This is a genomic window from Anaerocolumna jejuensis DSM 15929 (genome assembly GCF_900142215.1).
GTDB lineage: Bacteria > Bacillota > Clostridia > Lachnospirales > Lachnospiraceae > Anaerocolumna > Anaerocolumna jejuensis.
This window is the reverse complement of the sequence record NZ_FRAC01000009.1, coordinates 360,037-379,906: the sequence shown is the minus strand read 5'-3', so window position 1 is coordinate 379,906 and position 19,870 is coordinate 360,037. Positions and strand designations below refer to the sequence as shown.

Annotated in this window: 21 protein-coding genes; 16 read left to right on the top strand and 5 right to left on the bottom strand. The window is 38.6% G+C overall.

Translation table 11 applies throughout. The features are described from left to right. The first annotated feature begins 9 nt into the window (after window positions 1-9). A complete protein-coding gene (locus BUB77_RS09545; RefSeq protein WP_073275156.1) occupies window positions 10-813 on the top strand; it encodes a hypothetical protein in 804 nt (267 codons plus the stop codon). A 67-nt stretch (window positions 814-880) separates the two neighbouring features. On the opposite strand, the gene BUB77_RS09540 is transcribed toward BUB77_RS09545, so the two are convergent. Further along, a complete protein-coding gene (locus tag BUB77_RS09540) occupies window positions 881-1,120 on the bottom strand; it encodes a hypothetical protein (RefSeq protein WP_073275154.1) in 240 nt (79 codons plus the stop codon). 288 nt (window positions 1,121-1,408) lie between these two features. Here BUB77_RS09540 and BUB77_RS09535 point away from each other — a divergent pair, with 288 nt between their 5' ends. Together BUB77_RS09535 and BUB77_RS09530 are read left to right on the top strand one after the other, a co-directional pair. Beyond that, on the top strand, window positions 1,409-2,041 hold the full coding sequence (locus tag BUB77_RS09535; protein ID WP_073275152.1) for a hypothetical protein: 633 nt from the start codon (window positions 1,409-1,411) through the stop codon (window positions 2,039-2,041). A 232-nt stretch (window positions 2,042-2,273) separates the two neighbouring features. Beyond that, a complete protein-coding gene (locus BUB77_RS09530) occupies window positions 2,274-3,641 on the top strand; it encodes an MATE family efflux transporter (RefSeq protein ID WP_073275150.1) in 1,368 nt (455 codons plus the stop codon). Between the two features lie 221 nt (window positions 3,642-3,862). On the opposite strand, the gene BUB77_RS09525 is transcribed toward BUB77_RS09530, so the two are convergent. Continuing rightward, window positions 3,863-4,366, bottom strand: a complete 504-nt coding sequence (locus BUB77_RS09525; RefSeq protein WP_073275148.1) for a cupin domain-containing protein — start codon at window positions 4,364-4,366, stop codon at window positions 3,863-3,865. Between the two features lie 48 nt (window positions 4,367-4,414). Between BUB77_RS09525 and BUB77_RS09520 the strand changes: the two genes are divergently transcribed. Together BUB77_RS09520 and BUB77_RS09515 are read left to right on the top strand one after the other, a co-directional pair. Then, window positions 4,415-5,548: a leucine-rich repeat domain-containing protein gene (locus BUB77_RS09520; RefSeq protein WP_073275146.1), complete on the top strand. Its 1,134-nt coding sequence runs from the start codon at window positions 4,415-4,417 to the stop codon at window positions 5,546-5,548. Between the two features lie 34 nt (window positions 5,549-5,582). Then, window positions 5,583-6,272 carry a M23 family metallopeptidase gene (locus tag BUB77_RS09515; RefSeq protein ID WP_073275144.1) on the top strand — a complete coding sequence of 230 codons (690 nt, stop codon included), beginning with the start codon at window positions 5,583-5,585 and terminating at the stop codon, window positions 6,270-6,272. 144 nt (window positions 6,273-6,416) lie between these two features. Here the strand turns inward: BUB77_RS09515 and BUB77_RS09510 are convergent, their stop codons facing one another. Further along, window positions 6,417-7,088 (bottom strand): Crp/Fnr family transcriptional regulator, encoded by a 672-nt coding sequence (locus BUB77_RS09510; protein WP_073275142.1) that lies wholly within the window; start codon window positions 7,086-7,088, stop codon window positions 6,417-6,419. 192 nt (window positions 7,089-7,280) lie between these two features. Here BUB77_RS09510 and BUB77_RS09505 point away from each other — a divergent pair, with 192 nt between their 5' ends. The 4 genes from BUB77_RS09505 to BUB77_RS09490 all read left to right on the top strand — a co-directional run bounded on the left by BUB77_RS09505 (window position 7,281) and on the right by BUB77_RS09490 (window position 9,760). Beyond that, entirely contained in the window at window positions 7,281-8,282 is a 1,002-nt protein-coding gene (locus BUB77_RS09505; RefSeq protein WP_073275140.1) for an NADH:flavin oxidoreductase, read from the top strand. Further along, the gene (locus BUB77_RS09500; protein ID WP_073275138.1) at window positions 8,275-8,796 is read left to right on the top strand and encodes a nitroreductase; all 522 of its coding nucleotides are present in this window, start codon (window positions 8,275-8,277) and stop codon (window positions 8,794-8,796) included. The genes BUB77_RS09505 and BUB77_RS09500 overlap by 8 nt, the downstream gene beginning before the upstream one ends. A 99-nt stretch (window positions 8,797-8,895) precedes the next feature. Then, the gene (locus BUB77_RS09495; protein WP_073275136.1) at window positions 8,896-9,237 is read left to right on the top strand and encodes a TIGR04076 family protein; all 342 of its coding nucleotides are present in this window, start codon (window positions 8,896-8,898) and stop codon (window positions 9,235-9,237) included. A 232-nt stretch (window positions 9,238-9,469) separates the two neighbouring features. After that, on the top strand, window positions 9,470-9,760 hold the full coding sequence (locus BUB77_RS09490; RefSeq protein WP_073275134.1) for a hypothetical protein: 291 nt from the start codon (window positions 9,470-9,472) through the stop codon (window positions 9,758-9,760). Between the two features lie 116 nt (window positions 9,761-9,876). Here the strand turns inward: BUB77_RS09490 and BUB77_RS09485 are convergent, their stop codons facing one another. Then, complete coding sequence (locus tag BUB77_RS09485; protein WP_073275132.1) at window positions 9,877-10,254, bottom strand: winged helix-turn-helix transcriptional regulator; 378 nt, start codon at window positions 10,252-10,254, stop codon at window positions 9,877-9,879. Window positions 10,255-10,616: 362 nt separating this feature from the next. On the opposite strand from BUB77_RS09485, the gene BUB77_RS09480 reads away from it, so the two are divergent. The 7 genes from BUB77_RS09480 to BUB77_RS09450 all read left to right on the top strand — a co-directional run bounded on the left by BUB77_RS09480 (window position 10,617) and on the right by BUB77_RS09450 (window position 18,666). Further along, on the top strand, window positions 10,617-11,609 hold the full coding sequence (locus tag BUB77_RS09480) for a phosphotransferase family protein (protein ID WP_073275130.1): 993 nt from the start codon (window positions 10,617-10,619) through the stop codon (window positions 11,607-11,609). 256 nt (window positions 11,610-11,865) lie between these two features. After that, window positions 11,866-12,774 (top strand): AraC family transcriptional regulator, encoded by a 909-nt coding sequence (locus BUB77_RS09475; protein WP_073275128.1) that lies wholly within the window; start codon window positions 11,866-11,868, stop codon window positions 12,772-12,774. A gap of 80 nt (window positions 12,775-12,854) precedes the next feature. Continuing rightward, a complete protein-coding gene (locus BUB77_RS09470) occupies window positions 12,855-13,385 on the top strand; it encodes an AraC family transcriptional regulator (RefSeq protein ID WP_073275126.1) in 531 nt (176 codons plus the stop codon). A gap of 90 nt (window positions 13,386-13,475) precedes the next feature. Then, the gene (locus tag BUB77_RS09465) at window positions 13,476-14,525 is read left to right on the top strand and encodes a BtrH N-terminal domain-containing protein (RefSeq protein WP_073275124.1); all 1,050 of its coding nucleotides are present in this window, start codon (window positions 13,476-13,478) and stop codon (window positions 14,523-14,525) included. A 560-nt stretch (window positions 14,526-15,085) separates the two neighbouring features. Further along, the gene (locus BUB77_RS09460; protein WP_073275122.1) at window positions 15,086-15,781 is read left to right on the top strand and encodes a response regulator transcription factor; all 696 of its coding nucleotides are present in this window, start codon (window positions 15,086-15,088) and stop codon (window positions 15,779-15,781) included. After that, complete coding sequence (locus BUB77_RS09455; protein WP_073275120.1) at window positions 15,771-17,222, top strand: sensor histidine kinase; 1,452 nt, start codon at window positions 15,771-15,773, stop codon at window positions 17,220-17,222. Before BUB77_RS09460 ends, BUB77_RS09455 begins: the two co-directional genes overlap by 11 nt. A 331-nt stretch (window positions 17,223-17,553) precedes the next feature. Next, entirely contained in the window at window positions 17,554-18,666 is a 1,113-nt protein-coding gene (locus BUB77_RS09450; protein ID WP_073275118.1) for a TolB family protein, read from the top strand. A gap of 370 nt (window positions 18,667-19,036) precedes the next feature. Here the strand turns inward: BUB77_RS09450 and BUB77_RS09445 are convergent, their stop codons facing one another. After that, window positions 19,037-19,753 (bottom strand): GntR family transcriptional regulator, encoded by a 717-nt coding sequence (locus BUB77_RS09445; protein WP_073275116.1) that lies wholly within the window; start codon window positions 19,751-19,753, stop codon window positions 19,037-19,039. Window positions 19,754-19,870 lie beyond the last annotated feature (117 nt).

The window sequence follows — 19,870 nt, the reverse complement described above, 5'->3', positions numbered from 1 at the left end:
GGTGCATCAATGGGCTTTGATATTAGTTATCATCCAATAAGCAGAGATGAGATGTACGAATGGTATTTTAACCGGCTAGCCGAGGTTAAAGAAGGTGATTTTTCCGGTATAGAAGCAGTGGCAAAAAAATATGGAATGGATGACTTTTATTTAAAGAAATACAAGGATACAATGCACATTGCAGCGAATACCACCGGCATAGAACCTTTTGATAAAACACATAGTTATAATCTGGCTGTGGTGCAGGGGTTTTTCCGCACATTTTATTACACCAGAGGAACTGCATTTACCTTTCTTATTCAGCAGAACGAGGAAATGAGCGCTTATACAGCCGGCTTTTCAGAAATATTAAGCCAAAAGATTGAAAATCCAATTCATAACCGAATCATCGAGAACTACTGCGGAGGTGTGTATATCCCATGTGAGAGCGTGTCAAAGCTGCTGGCGGACTATCAAAGCGGCATTGTCAAGGAAGTGCTGGTTGATTTCTTTGAACAGAACCTTCCGCCTTTTCTCAAAGCTCTGACTTTTGCAAAAGAGCATCAATTGGGACTTTTGGAAGCAACGGAAGTGGTTGAGGTTAATCCCATCTCTCTTAATGAGACCGTATGCTATTCCAATCTGATGAATTGCGACCGGGATGGAGCATACATTTATGCGGAAACAGCAAAAATGCAAATTGAAGCCTTTGCAAAAGCACAGAACATGGACGTACAGGAAGTAATGGAAAATGCGGTATACAAGAAAACGTCCCCAGGGGAAGCGGATAAAAAGGTAAAAAAGGGACTGTGGAAAAAGTTATTCGGAAAATAAGCAATTCATCCTGCAGCCAAATTGAGACAAAGCGGCAGGAAGTAATTAACATTCATGATGAATGTAATTACTTCCATTCTGAAAGCCAGGATTTGTCATTTGCAATAGCAGTTACTACTTCCTCACCGGATTTGAAATTGTCAAAGGTTCCTTTGTTAATTTCGCTGACGGCTTTGCTTAACAGATTTTCATAATAGGCTTCAGGTGTTATATCGGTTGTGGTTTGGTAGAAATGCTGCTGGGAATCAGAAGAGGCTATTCGTGCATACTCGTTTTTTACTTGGGCTATGAGCTTATCACGATTCATATAATTTACTCCTTTGCATAATAAGTTTTGTGTATCTAAGCTCGCTTGTAATACTGGGTAAATAGAAATATTAAAAATGCAATGCATTTTTCAAACTATTCTCATTGGTATGAATAGAGTTATTATTTGCAGGTAAAAGAATATTATGTACGGCATTTGGCAATATATTTCAGGTCATATCTGTTTTTAACTGTGCTATAATGAACACAATCATTTATAACTGTGCAATTAAAAGCATTTAATTCATATGGTCTGAAGAAAATGCACAATAAAGGAGAAAGAAGAGTAATGAGCAGTTACAAAAATTCTTATTTATCATATGGTCAAAAAAACGGTAAAAAACGTGGCAAGGCGAGGATAATATTTTTGTCCATCCTTTTTGGACTTGTTATCCTGGCAGGAATTCTTTTTGTAGCAAACTATAATACGATAAGGCTGGCGGCAGGCAAGGGGAATATTAAGGTAAATACAATTTCACAGGCTGAAAAGTCCCTTTCAGATACTGGTAAATTTAACAGTGCAACCATAACTGGAAGTGCAGACCAGGCCCAAGTGCTATCCTGCACTTCGAAGGACAATGCGGTTGTATTGACAGTTACACAACAAAAAAATGGGAAGGAAGTAATAGAAGCAAAGGTCGACCTAAAGAAAATGGATTTACAAGGCATCGATAAAAAAGCTTTGCTGCGCGGCAATGCGTCAGCTATAATGGATGCAAAAGCGCTGGCCAATGATTATATAGGAACATTGATCGGCCAAAAGGATGTAACCGGCATAGAGACCTACCTTGCAGCCAATCTGCTCCGTCAATATAAGAGCAATCCGGCCAGTTTGAACATTGACCATAAATTTGGCAATGCACGGCTTACTCTCACAGGCAATCTGTCAACTGGTAAACTCGATGTCAATATCACAAAATAAAGATTTGGTAATTTAATTGGGTAAATAATTTTACATGATACAGACCGCATATTTTCAAGTTTTTTGAAGATGAGCGGTCTGTTGTATTTCAGTAATTATTATCCATGTTCTTTTTTGAAGCCCATCTGAAGATTTTGCAGCCCTTCTGAAGAATTCAGATTGCCTCAAATACATATTTGATTTATAATTATATTCGTTGCGCTAATCAGACAAGGATAAAATGAGGTAGAGAATGGAAAAGAAATGGTTTCAAATGGATAAAAAAGCAGACAAGGAAATAATCTCACTGGCGTGGCCTTCCATTACCGAGCAGATACTTGAAATGATGGTAGGAATGGTTTCTACCATATTTATGGGGCGAATAGGTATATTTGCAGTCGCCGCCGTAGGAATGGTAAATATGCTTATGGGATTCCTGCAAACAGTTTTTTCCGGCTTGTCAATCGGGACAACAGTTGTTATTGCAAGGGTTACAGGGGAAGGGAATCATAAAGAGGCAAAAACCGCATTAATACAATCCGGGTATATGGCAATTGTTGTTGGAGTGCTTCTGGCAGTAATCGGAAGAGTGTTTTCACTGCCTTTACTGAGCCTGTTTTTTGGCAAAGCGGAACCGGAGGTTTTTAAAGCAGGAATCAGTTATTTTAATATTGTGCTAATCAATCTACCTTTTCTTGTACTTGATATCATAGTTTCAGGAGCTATGAGAGGAGCAGGAGATACAAAAACTCCAATGATAATTACTGGCGGAGTGAATATTTTAAATATCATATTGAATACCGTTTTGATATTTGGTGTGCCCTTCCTGCATATACCTGCATTTGGCATTGTGGGTTCAGCCATAGCAGTAACCATATCAAGAATCATAGGCGTGACGGTCAGAGTTCTGGTCTTATACAACTATAAAGGGCTTAAGCTTAATCTGAGCCTTAAGGATGACTACAAATTGAAACCGGAAATGGTTAAGCGAATTATTAAAATAGGTGTTCCAGGGTTCATTGAGCAGGCTGTGATGCAAGGTGGTTTCCTAGTACTGCAGATTATTATTGTCCCTTTGGGAACAGTGGCTATGGCTGCCTATCAGATTGGATTAAATATAAACGCACTGGCTTTTTTTCCTATATTTGGTTTTGCTATTGCTAATACAACTCTTGTAGGACAAAGCCTTGGGGAGAAGAATTATGAAAAGGCGGAAATCTATTCCCGTGAGGGTATGAAGATTACAATGGCTGTGGGCTTTGTTATCGGTATTGTTATGATTATTTTTTCAAAATATCTTGCAGTCCTGTATACCAGTGATCCCCTTGTAATAAAGGAGTCAATCGGCATCGTTTGTACATTTGGAGTGATAGAGCCATTGCTGGCAATACTAAATTTGTGTTCAGCGACATTAAAAGCTGCCGGAGACATCAAATATGTTATGATTACATCCTTTGTAGGGCTTTGGACCTTCAGGGTCATCCTGTCTTTCGCACTTATTCATTTGTTCGGAATAGGCCTGACTGCGGTCATGATCGGCATATTCTTCGACTTCTGCTCGAGGTCAATTATGTATCTTACCAGAGTACATAACGGTAAGTGGAAATACATAGCGGTGTAATAGGGTATAGCTATCATTAACCGGATATTAAAGTAAATGACCTTGGTAACCGGAAATATTACTCTTTTTGATGTTCAATATAATAAATCGTAAAAAGCATCCCTGTTGCCGGCAATTCCACCTGTATTTTTACAGGTGGAAACCACGAGCTTAATCCTCTAAGCTATCTTAGTGATAATAGCTTTGACGGCTCATAAACATTGGATGCTTTTAACTTATATTCATTCCGCGGTAGTCAGCTTATGAATTATCTGCTGATGCTGCGGATATTTTTCTGTGAGGTAATTTCTTTTAAATAACTCGAAGTCTCTGAATTCAAATCCTGGTGATACCATGCAGCCTACTAATGCGTACCCTTTATTATTCATTGCGGAGCCGAATATATAATCTTTTGGCACCAATACTTGAGGTTTTTCACCATTTTCAATGTTGAGTCCAAGCTGTTCGGTAAAAAGCTCACCTTTGGGGCTTAGCATATAAATTGTCAGCGGAGAACCTGAATGATAGTACCACATTTCATCGGATTTTAGTCTGTGGAAATGAGATACTTCTCCATCCCGAAGTAAAAAATAGATACTTGTCCAAAGTATTCGTGAACCTTCAAAGTCAGCCTTTAATTCTTTTGCTGTTATATTTTCTTCCGATGCATAAACTTCTTTATAAAACCCACCTTCCGGATGTGCGGTCATATTCAAATTCTTAATGAAATAATCTGCTGTATACATAGTGCTATTCCTTTCATTTTTTCTTCATTATATTAGGCAGAGGGTAAAATGAAATTAAGATATGCCAATGAAGAAAAGGTGCTGGGATATAGAATTGCCGGCGATTTTAAAATTCATGGAAGCAAGATTGTAGAGTATATCGGCGGATATGATACAGAAAAGACGATAACCATACCGAAAGGAATTACGGAAATTGGGAAGCGGGCATTCTCCATTGATGATGAAGTCACTTTTATGGACCAGGTTGCCAAAATGAAAAAAGTGTCACTCTGCATTCCGAAGAATGTAAAGATTGACGAAGATGCCTTTAACACTATTGGGCCAATGAAGATTACCTTTGAAGAAGGACGAACAGAGATTGAGAAGAGAGCTTTTTATGGATGTTCCACTTATGTGAATGGAAAGAATGAAGGAATCGAAATCATTCTTCCTTCCACCATCAAGTCGATTGGTGAGTATTCGTTTACCTCCTATTTAACTGGCAATATTTCGTTGAAGCTGAATGAGGGCCTTGAAGAAATTGGAGATTATGCTTTATCCGGTACAAAATGCAAACTGCCTTCCACAGTAAAAAAGCTTGGGAATTATGCTCTGAATGACTGGTGGTATGATTCGGAGGCTGAGGGGGAATTATCAGGTGGATATGTGGTGCTGCCAAAAGGGCTAAAGGAAATCGGAGCTCACTGTATCTATCTTGAATGGCCGACAAAGAAAATCACCATTCCTGCTTCTGTAAAGAAAATTGGAGAATGTCCGATTTCCTATGGAGATAATCCATACAAGGGCGGAGTTGTCGTTGATAAAGGGAATCGCTATTATAAAAGTGATAAGAATGGCTGGCTGTATACGAAGGATGGTAAAAAGCTATTATATGCAGGCTGCTTCCACGGCGACCTGGTCGTACCGGAAGGAGTGGAATACATTGGAGAGGGTGCATTGAATCTTGACCCAAATGGTGAGGGAGGCTCTCAGAGAATCATTCTGCCCAAGAGCCTGAAAAAGTACCATCAAAGAGCGGCGACAAATAGTGTTATTGTATTTAAGGGAAATCCTCCTAAGCTGACAGGGAAAAGAGGAGCTGGCCACTATCACATGACATTTTACGTTCCCAAAAGCAAGCTGACGGCTTACAAGTCAAGCTTTCAAGCATGGGGAGAAGATTGTAAGATTATTGGGCAATGATTTCATTTTCAATAATGCGGATAGGAGGTATGAGATGATTGAAGCGCAGGAGCCGATAATTGTAGAGTTTCCTTTGAGGGGAGAATGGCTCGCTCCTAATACTCCGGGGACAAAAATTCCGAGCCATGGAACAGACGGGTTAGGAGCAAGATATGCTTATGACTTTATACAAGTGGATTGGGAAAAAAAGGGCTGGCCTGCCTATCGTGTAAGCTTGCCGCAATATCTCCTTTTTGGGGTTCCCTTAAATAAATATTATTGTTGGGGCCAGGAAGTATATGCACCTTGTGACGGAATCATTGTCAAAGCAGAGGATGGTTATGAAGAACGAGAACGAACGAATTTGCTCTCAGATCTGTCTAACGCTTATAAAAATGCTCATTATTTCAATCCGAAAAAAGACGACATACAATCAGTTGCCGGCAACTATATCATTATAGAATGTGGCGGCCGAGTTTATGCTGCGCTGGTTCATCTGCAAACAGGGTCTGTTCAGGTTTCAGTTGGTCAAAGTGTAAAAAAAGGTGAAGTTATAGGCAGAGTGGGTCATTCGGGCAATTCTTTTGCTCCACATTTGCATTTTCAGCTTATGGATAGCAGTGACATATCTATTGCAAACGGATTGCCCTGTGCTTTTGAACAATATGATGTATTCCAAGATGGTGGGTGGCAAAAAGTAATTAACGGTATACCCACAAATAAAGATAGGATAAGGGTTGATTAACACCCGGCGCAATGTGTATAAATCTACTGCTAAGCTGCTGCATTTTTTGCAGCAGTGTTTTTTTTGTATCATTTTTAGCAGAAAAAATTAATAAATTTAGATATAATTGAAATTACCTTAAAGAAGTATTAAGGGCATTTGTTTCTAAAGTGTTTCCATAGAACAATATTTTGCTAATGCGGAAGAATCAATTACTTCAATCTGTTTTCTGCGTGTTGCAATAATATTTTTATTTCGCAGAAAGGATAGCCCCCGCGTCAAATTGACACGGCTTATTCCAAGGATGTCAGCGAGGTCATTTTGTGTAATTCCAATAAAGCTTTCTGACTTAATATCTTTATTGACCAGCAGCAGATAGAGCAGATTGCAAAGCTTTATGAAAGAACAATTATACTCCTGATGTGCATTATCATATAAAAGCAGATTGGTATAGGTAGAAAACCAGTCGATGACAGCGGTGCGCACATTGGAATTGTCTTCAAACATGGAGTGGAATTCTTCTTTAGTATATTCCAGGACCTCCATGTCAGTCATAGCAATTGTAATAATGGATTTTTCGATTTTATAGTCATGTTGGTGATAGCCGGGAAATACAGTACCCTTTCCATGAAATGAAATAATCTTGCGATGGCCGTTTTCATGCTCAATATAATTTTGTGCAACTCCGGAGATGATGTAGTGGATTGAATGAAATGGTTCGCCAGGCTGCCATAAGTAATCGCCTTTATGGAAGGTTTTCTTTTTATGTGGCTGTGACAAAAAGTAGTCATAGCATTTTAAAAAATCATTTGTAAAAAAATAACGTGGTGTAAGCACAAAATCAGCTCCTTTAGAATTATAATAGAACACCTCTATTTTACTAAAAATTCTATCATTTGCAAGGGGAAAAGAGCTGATAAAAAAATAGAAAGGATGAGCAGCAGATGAAAATTGCAGTATTACTCAGGAAGACATTGAAAAAACGGGTTATCCACAGCAGGCTTGCCTGTGAGGAAAGGAGTTATAAGTATGACGGCAGAGTTAACTAATCTGGAGGCTCCAATTAAGATCAATGGGAAGAACATAAAAAACAGAATTGTTGTACCTCCAATGGCTGATTTTGGATTGACCAATCCAGATGGCTTAGTAAATGAGCGGCACTTAAAACATTATCAGAGCTTTGCTGAAGGGGGAGCCGGCTTGATTATTATAGAAGCCTGTGCGACTTCAAGGCTGAAGGAGCCAAGAAATACCATTGGCATATTTGAGGACCGATGTCTGGAAGGTCTGACGCTTCTTGCAAATGCAGCAAAAAAGAATCATGCGGTGTCTGTTGTACAGATGATGAATAGTGGTCTTTCAGTCATGAGTGAGAGTTCACTGAAAGAAATATCCCGGTCACAGTTCCTTGCCTATCGGGATGATTTCGTATCCGCAGCAATTCGCTGCAAAACTGCCGGATTTGATGGCGTAGAGCTGCATGCGGCACATGGCTTTTATCTGAATCAAGTCACAGAGTGTAATAACCGAATGGATGAATATGCAGATGGAACGCGGTTATTAGCTGAACTGATTATTGGGGTTAAGGAAGCCTGCGGCTCTGATTTTCTTGTTGATGTTCGCTTTGGGCATCACAATAAAAAAGAACTGCTAAAGATTGCCAAAACCGCTGAAAGTGCCGGAGCAGATTTCCTGAATGTGTCCTTTGGATGCAGCGGCTTTGATGGCTGCCCGGAAGCTTTCCCTTATGAAACAACTGTTTTCATGGCATCATTAGTTAAAGAAGTGTCTGAGATTCCTGTTATATGCGTTGGTGGCATTACTTCCGCAAAGCAGGCTGAAGATATTCTTGAAAAAGGATATGCAGATATGGCAGCCGTTGGACGCGGGCATTTATGCGACCCAAGCTGGGCAAATAAGGTATTAGGCGGAATGGAACCTGAGCTATGCAGAAATTGCAGGAGCTGTCTATGGTACATAGATGGAAGAAAATGTCCCGCACGAAAAAATGGAGGTATAAAACATGAGTGAGTTCCTTGAAAAATTACAGACAAGAAGAAGTGTAAGAAAATATAAGCCTGATATGGTGCCAAAGGAAATCATTGAAAAAATTGTAACAGCCGGTACCTATGCTGCCACAGGAATGAATAGACAGTCACCAATAATTATTGCTGTGACAAATAAGGAGCTGAGGGATAAGCTTTCCAGGCTGAATGCAGAAATTATGGGTAGTAATAGTGACCCCTTCTATGGGGCCCCTGTTGTTCTGATCGTGTTAGCTGATAAGAATTGGGCAAATCGCGTTTATGATGGTAGTCTTGTTATTGGAAATCTGATGCTGGCAGCACATGATCTTGGTATAGGCAGTTGCTGGATTCATAGGGCAAAGGAAGAATTTGAACGTCCGGAAGGTAAAGCAATTTTGGAATCTCTTGGTATTGAAGGTGAGTATGAAGGGATTGGACATTGCATTCTTGGATATGCAGAAGGAGAGCTGCCAAAAGCATCACCGAGAAAAGAAAATTACGTCTACTATATTGAATAAGCTAAAAAGGGGCTGGAAATGCCAGGTGTTTTCAGTGACAACGTTAGGACATTCAAAGAAATATGAACTAATATACAGCAGTGAAACAGGAGGTAACATATGCAGCATAAATGCAAAATAACCGTAGTAAGAAAAGAATGTTATGAGGATTTGCAGGAACAATATCTTAAAGATCCAAAGTCAGGTCCATGTGAAATGTTTGAGGTTGGTCAAGAATTCATTTTGGAACGTAATGATGAAAGAGATGACTTTTGGCATATGCTGAATGGCAAGTTTTGTTCTGAAGCATGGGATTGTGTCAGCAGGTATGTCTATACAGCGCTTCAGGGTGGTTCGATTATGAAGGGGTGGACAAATGATGAAAAGATGATGATTGCCTGTTGCAATGATGGAACCCGTCCGGTTATATTCAAAATAGAACGTATTGACGAGGAGGAGTAGAATTTATAAGGGCCCTATAAGTAATGGCTTATATTAATCAACATTAAGAAGAGGGTCTCATTAGTAAATTCTATTTGTAGTGTAGTGATTTCTTTAGATAGCAGGATAGAGAGCTAATAAATTTAATAGTAACTAATAAATTTACAGATATCTTCCTATTTCTGAGCTCTATGCTTATAATAGGAACAAGCTCACCGGGAGAGCAATATTAAATATCTGAGAGGAACATATAATGATAGTAAAAGCATATCTTGAAATCACAATGAAAATTGAAAATGCAAACCGTACTGCAGCGGCAAAAGTTTACAACGATTACCGTGAACCCTTTCTTAAGAAGATTGAAGGTGCATTGACGAAGAACTTGCTGATTCGTGATGAAGATGTCCAAGTATTACATGGATTTGACAGTGTAGAACATGCACAGGCATATCTGACCAGTGAAATGTTTCAGAATGATGTATTCGTTGATCTTAAACCACTGTGGAGTGCGGAACCAGAAGTCAAAATTTACAGTTTAGCGTAAGTCAAGTTTCCCAAGCATAAACTAAAAAAAATTCTGTACAGGTCAGCTGCACAGAATTTTTTGTTGCACTAAAACGAAAAGATATAATATTTACAAGCTCCATTTCTATAATGTACTTATTGCCGGTAATCGCATTTTTGACATTGAAGTAATGAATTTTCACTGTCATCTTTATGATAAGCTCCTGACCAACTGCAAATGCTTTGTAAGATTGGTACAACAGAGGCACCCTTTGTAGTCAGGCAATATTCCACACGTGGAGGAATTTCATCATATTGTTTCCTCTGTACGATATCGTCAGAAATTAATTCCTTTAGAGTTGCCGCAAGAACTGCATCTGAAATATCCGTTATTTCCCGTCGAAGTACACTATATCGCAGTAATTTCTTTTTAGCCAGAACACATATTACACGGGATTTCCATTTCCCTCCGAATATATCCAGCCCATATTCTAGCGGGCAGCGAATATCTTTTTCTAATTTTGGTTTATACATTTTTTCACCCTTTTATTATATTCCATGCTAATATAGCAGAACAGACCAAGTACCTCTAAGATTCGAATAAAGCAGTATCATTATAACGGAAAGGCTTTTTAGAAACAAGTTACTAAGAAATTTATTAGTAAGTCATAAATTTGTTTTCTTATTTAGGTTTCGATTAAATAATATCATCCAAAACGATTATAATATGCAAATACATTTTCTTTTATTTATCCAGATCATTTTCCTTTTTGAAATGTATACAGTCACGCGATTTAGAGCTACAATTAATTAGAGGAGATTTAAATCAAATTTATTATTAAGTGCTGTAGTATAAAATTGCTATATAAATAAAATAAATTCAGGAGACAGCAGCTATGGAAAATATTAAAAGTATGATTAAAAAAATCATGGATACAGTATACCCAAATTATGAATTGCTGGATAAAAATATTACCCCGCTTAAATCCGGCTGGGCAGGAAGTGTTTATGCATTTTCAATATATGTCAGGAACAATAATAACAGGGAACGGAAAGATTATATTATAAAGCTTTACTCAGGGAACAAAAAAGGAGCGGAAGGTATTGAAAAAGAAAGTCAGGCACTAAAGTTTTTGGCTGAAAGCGGTTATAATGTACCCGAATATGTTGGACACGATACCTTGATGAATGAATTTGAATACCCATTCATGGTAATGGAACAGATTAAAGGAAAGATGTTTTGGGATATTTATCAGGAAGCGGAGACGGAACAAAAAAAGGACATGGTCATTACCTTCAGCAGATTACTATATGATTTACATAAAAAGGATATAAAGATTACGAAGATTGATACAATGGAAGAGGAACCAATAAAACTTATTGATAACGAATTAGAGGAAATAAAAGAGATACTGGATAGTTATAGTATTGAAAAGCTAAGACCAATCTATTTATGGCTGGAGAATGAGAAGGATACAGTGGGTGATTTAAGCCCGTCAATTCTTCACCGGGATTATCACCCTTGGAATATTATTATAGACCAGAGAAATCAGCCTTATGTCATTGATTGGGTGTGGGGAATCGGTGATTATAGGTTTGACATTGCATGGACAATCTGTTTGCTGGAAAGAGGTGGATTTGATTCTTTTGCAGAGGAAGCGCTGACTGCTTATAGAGAGTTATTGGGAAAGGAAATAAAGAATTTTGATTATTTTAAAGTTCTTTCAACACTAAGATGGCTGCTCAATGTCTCGGTTTCACTTATTTCTGGCGAAAATCTTAGAGAGGGAGAGCGTCAGGCATTTAGTGAATTTTTAAAAATGCCGGTTAGAAAAGCCTGTGAGACCTTTAATGAAATAATGAATACAGAAATCAGATATACACTCTAAGGGTTTAGTAAAATAATTTAGGATACAGGGGGAGCCTCGGCCAGTGGTTCTTATAATACAATTAAATCATAATCATTTCCTGACTAAATATCAAAGGGTATTATACATAATACAATGGTAATATATCACTAAACATCGGTTTGGCCAATAGGATTTAAAAGGGTTAACACCTTTCCGGATTTTAAGAAAAAGGGCAGATACGGTCAAGCGGAATATAACAATTTATATTATCCTTTCCATATAGGAGGTGCATATCATGCATGCGTGGGAAGCAATCCAGAAAACTCTGGATTATATTGAGGAGCATATAGGAGAGGATATTAAAATCGAGGTATTGGCGGAAACTGCCGCTCTGTCATTATTTTATTATCAGCGGTTGTTCAGCCGCTTGGTTAAAAAACCGTTGCGGGAATATATTAAGCTGCGGCGTATGGCTATCGTTCTGGAAGTTCTGCAGAATAAAAATAGCCGTATTCTTGATATTGCTTTAGAGTATGGTTTCGGCAGCCATGAAACTTTTACGAGAGCATTTAAAGAGGCGTATGGAATGACACCTGAGCAATACCGGGAGAAGCCGGTTTCACTAAACCGGTTTGACAAGCCTGACTTATTGTTAGGCTATACCTTAATTGACGAGGGGGTACCGCTGATTAGCGATGGGCTTGTTTTGGAAATGAACCGTAGAACCTTGAATGAGCCAATTGATTTTATGGGGGTGATTGGTTATGTTCCGATTGCAGGGCAGATACCTGTTGGGGAATCTACAGGTGTTGATATGCCCGGCGAAATATGGAGACACTTCCACAAGGAGAAGGACCGGATTGCCCGCATACCGGATGGGCGTGAGGTGGGCGTTGCTTATATGGGCGATGCGCCAGAGGGATGTTTTACCTATTTTGCAGGAGCAGAGATTGAACCCGGGGTGGCTGAGGAGGATTTTCAAAGGTGGCAGCTTCCTGCGCGGGAATATATCATCTGCGGATTTGAGGCAGGTAATTTCCTTGAGCTTGTGACAGTTGCTCTGAACAAAGCAATTAAATACAGCGGCCTGTGGCTTGAAAAGCATGGCCTTGTGGCGGATGTGTTTGCCCCTGAGTTATATTACAGCAGTACACCGGAAGCCACCTATATGGAATTGCTGATACCTTTCAATAAAAAACAGTAATGATATGGAATTGAGATGAAATAGAGAATTAAGTATAATAAGTCTGCCATTTCTCATCAAATAAAAATACGGAGGTTTTTATGGGAGTAAAAGTTGATTTTGAAGTACAAAACTTTAAAGCAGTCAGATTTATAGGGAAAGAAATAATTGTCGGAAAGAAAAATCCAGTTCCGGATTTATGGGAAAGGATATTGAAGGATGGAACAAATGATTTTCTTCAAAGTCTGCCTGAGCGGGTATCTCCATTGGGAGACACGATTGGATGGATGGGGGAGTACAATCCGCAGACAAAGGAATTTACCTATATTGCAGGAATATTTGCCAGGCCCGATGCAAGTGTTCCAAACGGATATTCTTACCGTGACATTCCTGATTGTCTAATGGGAATTGGCTGGATACAAGGAAATACGTCTAATCTGGAAAAAGGCGCTCACGTTAAAACAGAGAAGATAATGAGAGCAAATGGGTATGTGCCGGATTACTCAATTGTCGGAATTTCAATGGAATATTACTCATTTGATAAGTATGCAAATGTAGAAGAAGATGGTAATAACACCTTTACCTTTGGATATTATTTACCATGTAAAAAAGCGAATGGCATTAATTCTTAGTCCCTGCTTGACTCTCACATTATGTAAGGGTTTATACTTTCCCTAAGGCGCCGGAGAAAATCTGATAGAAAGCTTTATGGAAAGGAATATATGAGTAAAAGGTTGATTGAAATCAAACATCATCTGTGTGATGGCTGCTGCATGTGGAGTGGAATAGAAGATATCTATGTTACAAAAACGGGTGAGGAAGTTCCGGAAGCATTTTTCTTTGCACTAAGCAGTTATGGTGAGAATATTTATCTGAAATTTCATGATCTGCCCCGCCCGGTTATGCTAAGTGTTTGTGATGGAAGGACAAGGAAGACCTATGAAAAAATAAAGGAGGAACTCGGTTTACAGTATAAAATATCAGAAGGCAGAACGCTGGAATACGCCTTCAAGTCTGTTAAAAGTGAAATCGATAATGGCCGTCCGGTTATATTAGGTCCTCTTGACATGTATCATCTGCCATATTTGAAGATGTATCATAAAGTTCATATTCCAATGCATTATGTTTTAATGGCCGGATATGATGAGAAGTGTATTTTTCTATATGATTGCGGAAGAAAGGATATTCAAACGTTATCATATGAGGAACTGCAAAAAGCCTGGCAAATAGATAAGAATGAGGTCGGTAACAAGAATGGGTTTATCCGGTTTTCGTTACCGGATAATTTACCTGGTGTATTTGAACTGGCAAAAGCCTGTTTTAAACGGAAAGCAAATGAGCAATTAAGGATAAAGCCTGAATTTGCAGGAATAAGTGCACTTCGTAAAATAGCTTTTGATTTTCCGAAGTGGAAAGAGGAAATGCCGCAGGATGTATATAGGAATGCATTAGTTGGTTTAACAGAATTTTTGGGTATGGTTCCTAAAATTCCAGACAGGCTGCTAGGGATACAAAGTGATACAGAAGACATCCCTTATAAAGGGAATTGTGACCGGTTTGGAAAGGTGCTTATTCTGCTTGGAGATAAATATAAATGGGAAGACTGGGTTTCTGCAGGAGATTTATTTATGCAAAGCGGAGAAGTTTTTGAAAAAATCACCTCCTATATAGTCAGTTACCTTTGTGATGGGAAGGAAACACTGGAACTCATCCCGAAGTTGTTTTCAGAAATTGTGGATTTAGAGGAAAGTGCCTATAAACTATTATTATGATAGAGGAAAAGGCTGGTTAAGAATTACCGAAAGATATATTGCCGTCAGGGAGTAAGTATGAGATGCCCTGGCGGCATTTTTTTGATTATTCAGGTTATGTAGGAACCATAGACCTGATGGAAAGAAAGATTTCATTGGAGTGGGGAGTTATGTTTGATATAATAATGTTAAGTTAGTTAAAATCTGTCAAAATGTATAGACTTTTAAAGTAAAATATTATTTCCATTGGAAAAAAGAATAGTGTGAATTATTATAAAGCATAATTCACACACAAGATTGAGCCTGCGAAATCTTCGGCCCAATCTTGTGCGCATTAGGAAGGCATGACTGGTAGTGTGAAAATAAAAAGCAATTTTCACACAAGATTGAAGCTGCGAAATCTTCGGCCTAATTTTGCGGTGTGCTGGGAAGGTATGGCTGGTAGTGTGAAAATAAAAAGCAATTTCACACAAGATTGAGCCTGGGAAATCCTCGGCTTAATCTTGCGGCGCGCTGGAAAATCTCAACTACGTAGTCAGGAATAGCAAATCACAGATTTGCTATTCACGAAAGGAGTTTAAATGAATGAAAAAATTCTGGTCATAGAGGATGAAAAAAAGATAGCCGACGCAATTGCTTATGCATTAAAGAGAGAAGGTTATATTGCTGAGGTTGTTTATCATGGAGAAGCTGCTATGAAAAAGCTGGAGGAATTCCATACGGATGCTATTATTCTGGATGTTATGCTACCCGGACTGGACGGATATGAGATTCTTAAAAAGCTCCAGGATAAAGAGCATATAGGAGTTATCATGCTTACGGCAAAAGAGGATATTGTCAATAAAATACTGGGCCTTGAACTGGGGGCTGATGATTATATGACAAAGCCTTTTGATATGCGGGAATTGCTTGCACGTTTAAAATCACTGCTTCGCAGAATGCAGAAAGCAGAAAAGAAACAGGAGCCTGCCGAGGTCAGATTGGGAGGAGTCGTACTTTATATCAGTAAACGAACTGCTTTTGCAGGAGATAGACCGCTGGATTTGACACCAAAAGAATACGATATCCTGGCTCTGTTAGTTTCTAATCCCGACAGGGTTTATACAAGGGAGCAGCTTCTTGATCTGGTATGGGGGATGGAATATGCAGGTGGTACACGGACAGTGGATATTCACGTCCAGCGGGTTAGAAGGAAACTTGGAGAAGAATTCGAAGGTGTTATCCAAACGGTTTATGGAGTGGGCTATAAAGCCTTAGGAGGCAGCAGTGAAAATTAGTATAAAAATAAAATTCAGCCTGTTCCTTGCGGGTTTGCTGATTCTTGTTGTTTTCTTTCTTAGCCTGCTGGTACTGAAAGGGATAAAAAGTAACCAGCAAAATCAGTATGAACAATATTTAGCCCAGCAGGCGAAAACTGCAAATACCTATTATATGCAGAGAATTTTATCGGAAGAAAAATCGCAGACCTTTTTGGCGGAAAAAGGTGAGGAATTTGCAGAGCAGCTGGAATTGATCAGTGGGCAATCCCTGGTTCTATATGATAGTCAGGGAAAGCTGGTCAGTAAGAAAGTAAAAGAGAAAGAGTCGGACAATATAAAGAAAACGCTGGCTTATGCACTAAGTAATAAGACTGCCTATCTGATGGAAGGAGATTCGCTGTATTACCTGGCTCCCATAATAACAGGAAATAATCAGGTGGGCGTTGTACAATTTAATTATTCTCTGTCAGAGCATCAGGCATTTTATAACAATATCAGGCAGTTGTTTATTTATATAGGGGCAGGTGTATTATTTCTGAGCTTTTTTCTGGGCTATCTGTTTTTTAATCCTTTTGCCACAGGCATAATAAAGCTTGATAAGATGGTGTATAGGATCCGGGAAGGCCATTATGAGACCACTGTCTTAAAACGCAGGGATGAAATCGGTAAATTAAGTCAGGGAATTCATGCAATGGGCGGGCAGATAAGGAGAAATATAGAGGGGATGGAAGCCGAGCAGAATAAGCTTATGCTTGCTGTCGAAAAATTATCACAGCTTGACCAGCAGCAGAAGCAATTTATCGGTAATGTAACACACGAATTTAAAACACCCTTAACCTCAATTAAGGCATATATTGACTTACTGGAAATGTATCCTGACGATGAAAAGCTTTTGGAGACTGCAATTGCCACTATTAAAAGTGAATCAGGACGTTTATATGAAATGGTGGATAAGGTACTGCAATTATCTGCGTTGGAAAAGTATGATTTTGAACTAAATCTTGAAAGGCTGTCAGTTAAGCAGGCGGTGGAGTCAGCACTTAACAGCTTAAAAGGCAGGATGGATAAGTTTGGTATCAGGCTGGATACGGAACTGAACGAAGCCTGTATAGAAGGAGATAAAGACAGCTTAACAATCGTACTCTTAAACCTTTTGGATAATGCCATCAAGTATAATAAAGCAAACGGGAATATTTTTATTAAAACCTATGAAGCATTCCAACAGGTGAATATTGAAATAGCAGATACCGGCATCGGTATTCCCAGGGAACTCGCTGACAAAGTATTTGAGCCCTTTTATATGGTCGATAAAAATAGGGCAAGAGAGAATGGCGGTGCCGGGCTGGGATTATCCCTGGCCAGAAAACATGCAGAATTATTGGGTGGTACTCTCATTCTGTTAAATACCGGGAGTGAGGGGACCAGTTTCAGAATCACCTTTCCGTCGATCATAAATTAAGTACACACAGAATAATGGTGCCGGTTGAAGAAATGTTTACATTTTGGAAACAATTATTTACAGGATAGCTATAATTGTATATTGTATTGAAACAAATTCTTGGTAATCTTATACCGAGGAGGCGATGAGAGTGAAATGAAAGACATTTCACACCCTGACTTATGGCAGTGACGTATATGCGGGCAGATGCATATGCTAGCAGATGCGATATGAGAGCAGATGTGTTATGCAATGGGGCTAAGTCATAAAATGGTGCATTTAAATAAGCTGTTCAAGAAAAGCTTTCAGTAATATTGGTGCCGCCGATTTTGGCGGCGGAAAGGAGAATTATATGAAGAAGAAACAAATAACCAAAATAATATTTGCCATGATTTTATTAATTACTACTACAGGCTGCAGTACAAAAAGTAATGAAGACAAAGTAACCATAAAAGAACCAGGGGGCTCTATAACAGTTATTGATAATACAGGTAAAGAAGCAGGTGCTCCCGAGATATCCATAGCCAAAATTGATTCCTATAAAAAGCTGGAAATCTCTGATTGGCTGGATGGGGATACGGTGGTGGTTTCAAAGGAAAATGAGTCCCTTGAGAAAATGAAGCTGGAAGAATTATCAGATTCTTATCCCAGAAGCCTGTACCTGTATAATCTCAAAACAAAGGAATATAAGCTTTTAAAGGAAGAGGCAGAACTGAATCTGGGCGGAGCAAAACTTTCTTCTGACAAGAAAAACCTGTTATACAGCGGTAACAGCCTGGGCGATTTGTCGTATTATGTACTTAATCTTGAGAACCTGAAAAGCTTTGGTATTTCTGGTGACCCTATCGGAAGTGCAGGCAGTGCCAACTGGGCTGATAAAAATACGGTTATCGGAGCAGGATATACCAATGGAGCCTATTATGCCAGTACAGAAGGAAAAATAACTTCTTTGAAGGAACTGGACCAAAAAAGTATTTTTATTATTAAGAAATTGAAAGATTTAATCTACTATAATACCGCCGATGATAATACCATTATGGCTTTAAATCTGTCTACCGGAAAAATTACAAGCCTGAATCTTGCCAATGTTTCCGGGCTATATCCCGCTCCGGATGAAAATCAGCTGTTAGCTTTGCAGTATAAAGGGTCTAAACAAATTTTATCACTAAGTGACAGGGATGGAAGTAATGTGAAAACCATAGCCGAAGGGGCAGAGCTTGGAGGAGTATCATGGTCTCCGGACCAGAGGATGATTGCTTACAGCATGAAGGGGGATAGTAAAGGTGCTGCTAACGGTTTGTACCTTTATGATATGCTGACCGGCAAGTCTACGCTCATAGCAGTGGATATCTTGAATGCAGTTACCTGCTGGAGTCCATCCGGTAAAGAACTTGTTTATACCCAGTGGGATGGAAAACAGTATAACAGCAGTATTGTTTATTTGGAGTTCTCTTTACAGAAATAGTTATAAAGAATAAAAATGATTTGGGTGTCGAAAGGGTAGTCTTTCGAAAGGGGACGGCAATTTGCACAAACCAGAAAGAACTCATGCATCGATTCCAAGGTATAAGAAGTTCTAATTCTCTGAATATTTTGTGCTGGACATATTGTAAAACAGATAACTCGCTTGCACTCAAACAATCAGCTTTTGTCACTCAAATCAAAAATAAAGAAATAAAATAAAGATTTATAAATAAAGAATTTCAGATAAAAAAAATGTAAATAAAGAAATATATAAAATAATGAAAAATCACACCAGTGATTAATAATCAGATGCCGCGTGAAGATAGTACTCTTGTAAGAGATACCAGCTTCATGCGGCATTTTTCTGCTCATTAAACAATTAGTTTAAATTTATCACCAATACAAAGCTGCTGGGAAAGATTAAACATATTGTTATTTGTATCCTGTAAAATACTGTCTATCCTTAAGAGCGGATAACCTTTGGAAATATTCAGAGCTTTTGCTTCTTTAGAGGCAGCAAATATAATATCCAGTGTTTTGGAAGAGTCATTGAAAACAATATTATGTTTCTCTTTGAGAATTTCGTATAAAGAGGAATCATTGAGATTCTCACTGAATAAAAAGGAAAAGGATTCGGGAAATTTATTTAATTCCAAAATGACCGGTTTATCATCTGCGTACCGTATGCGTTCAAGAACAAGTATTTTTTCGTCTGATTCCAAATGCATCAGCTCCATTTCTCTTGGAGTCGGGTCTTCCAATGCAATCTTGATGATTCTTGCGCCTGGTTTTACCCCCATCAACTGGCACATTTCCGTAAAACCAATAACTCCCTTTGACAGCCCGCGTTGTAATTTTTTTTCGGCAACAAAGGTTCCTTTTCCGGATTTTCTGTCCAGATATCCCATGTCCGTTAACCTGGACAGAGCTTTTCGAACGGTTACACGGCTTACTTTGTATTGCTCGCTTAATTCGTTCTCAGTTGGAAATCTGCTTCCGGCCGGACGTTCTCCATTTTCAATTTCTTTTTGAAATTTCTCCTCAAGCTGCTTATATAAAGGTGTTACAATTGTATTATCCAGTTTCATATGAACATTCCTTCCTCTTACTAATATTTATATGAGGTATTTATCATTTATTATAATACATTTGAGAAATATTGTATATATCAAAATTAGATATTGACAATATGTATTATAATGTAT

Excerpts from the sequence above, each read along its gene's own strand:
- BUB77_RS09490 (WP_073275134.1), top strand. The coding sequence starts at position 9,470 with ATGATAGTAAAAGCATATCTTGAAATCACAATGAAAATTGAAAATGCA.
- BUB77_RS09465 (WP_073275124.1), top strand. The coding sequence starts at position 13,476 with ATGAGTAAAAGGTTGATTGAAATCAAACATCATCTGTGTGATGGCTGC.
- BUB77_RS09450 (WP_073275118.1), top strand. The coding sequence starts at position 17,554 with ATGAAGAAGAAACAAATAACCAAAATAATATTTGCCATGATTTTATTA.
- BUB77_RS09505 (WP_073275140.1), top strand. The coding sequence starts at position 7,281 with ATGACGGCAGAGTTAACTAATCTGGAGGCTCCAATTAAGATCAATGGG.
- BUB77_RS09540 (WP_073275154.1), bottom strand. The coding sequence starts at position 1,120 with ATGAATCGTGATAAGCTCATAGCCCAAGTAAAAAACGAGTATGCACGA.
- BUB77_RS09475 (WP_073275128.1), top strand. The coding sequence starts at position 11,866 with ATGCATGCGTGGGAAGCAATCCAGAAAACTCTGGATTATATTGAGGAG.
- BUB77_RS09470 (WP_073275126.1), top strand. The coding sequence starts at position 12,855 with ATGGGAGTAAAAGTTGATTTTGAAGTACAAAACTTTAAAGCAGTCAGA.
- BUB77_RS09485 (WP_073275132.1), bottom strand. The coding sequence starts at position 10,254 with ATGTATAAACCAAAATTAGAAAAAGATATTCGCTGCCCGCTAGAATAT.
- BUB77_RS09535 (WP_073275152.1), top strand. The coding sequence starts at position 1,409 with ATGAGCAGTTACAAAAATTCTTATTTATCATATGGTCAAAAAAACGGT.
- BUB77_RS09445 (WP_073275116.1), bottom strand. The coding sequence starts at position 19,753 with ATGAAACTGGATAATACAATTGTAACACCTTTATATAAGCAGCTTGAG.
- BUB77_RS09520 (WP_073275146.1), top strand. The coding sequence starts at position 4,415 with ATGAAATTAAGATATGCCAATGAAGAAAAGGTGCTGGGATATAGAATT.
- BUB77_RS09545 (WP_073275156.1), top strand. The coding sequence starts at position 10 with ATGGGCTTTGATATTAGTTATCATCCAATAAGCAGAGATGAGATGTAC.
- BUB77_RS09495 (WP_073275136.1), top strand. The coding sequence starts at position 8,896 with ATGCAGCATAAATGCAAAATAACCGTAGTAAGAAAAGAATGTTATGAG.
- BUB77_RS09530 (WP_073275150.1), top strand. The coding sequence starts at position 2,274 with ATGGAAAAGAAATGGTTTCAAATGGATAAAAAAGCAGACAAGGAAATA.
- BUB77_RS09480 (WP_073275130.1), top strand. The coding sequence starts at position 10,617 with ATGGAAAATATTAAAAGTATGATTAAAAAAATCATGGATACAGTATAC.
- BUB77_RS09515 (WP_073275144.1), top strand. The coding sequence starts at position 5,583 with ATGATTGAAGCGCAGGAGCCGATAATTGTAGAGTTTCCTTTGAGGGGA.
- BUB77_RS09525 (WP_073275148.1), bottom strand. The coding sequence starts at position 4,366 with ATGTATACAGCAGATTATTTCATTAAGAATTTGAATATGACCGCACAT.
- BUB77_RS09460 (WP_073275122.1), top strand. The coding sequence starts at position 15,086 with ATGAATGAAAAAATTCTGGTCATAGAGGATGAAAAAAAGATAGCCGAC.
- BUB77_RS09500 (WP_073275138.1), top strand. The coding sequence starts at position 8,275 with ATGAGTGAGTTCCTTGAAAAATTACAGACAAGAAGAAGTGTAAGAAAA.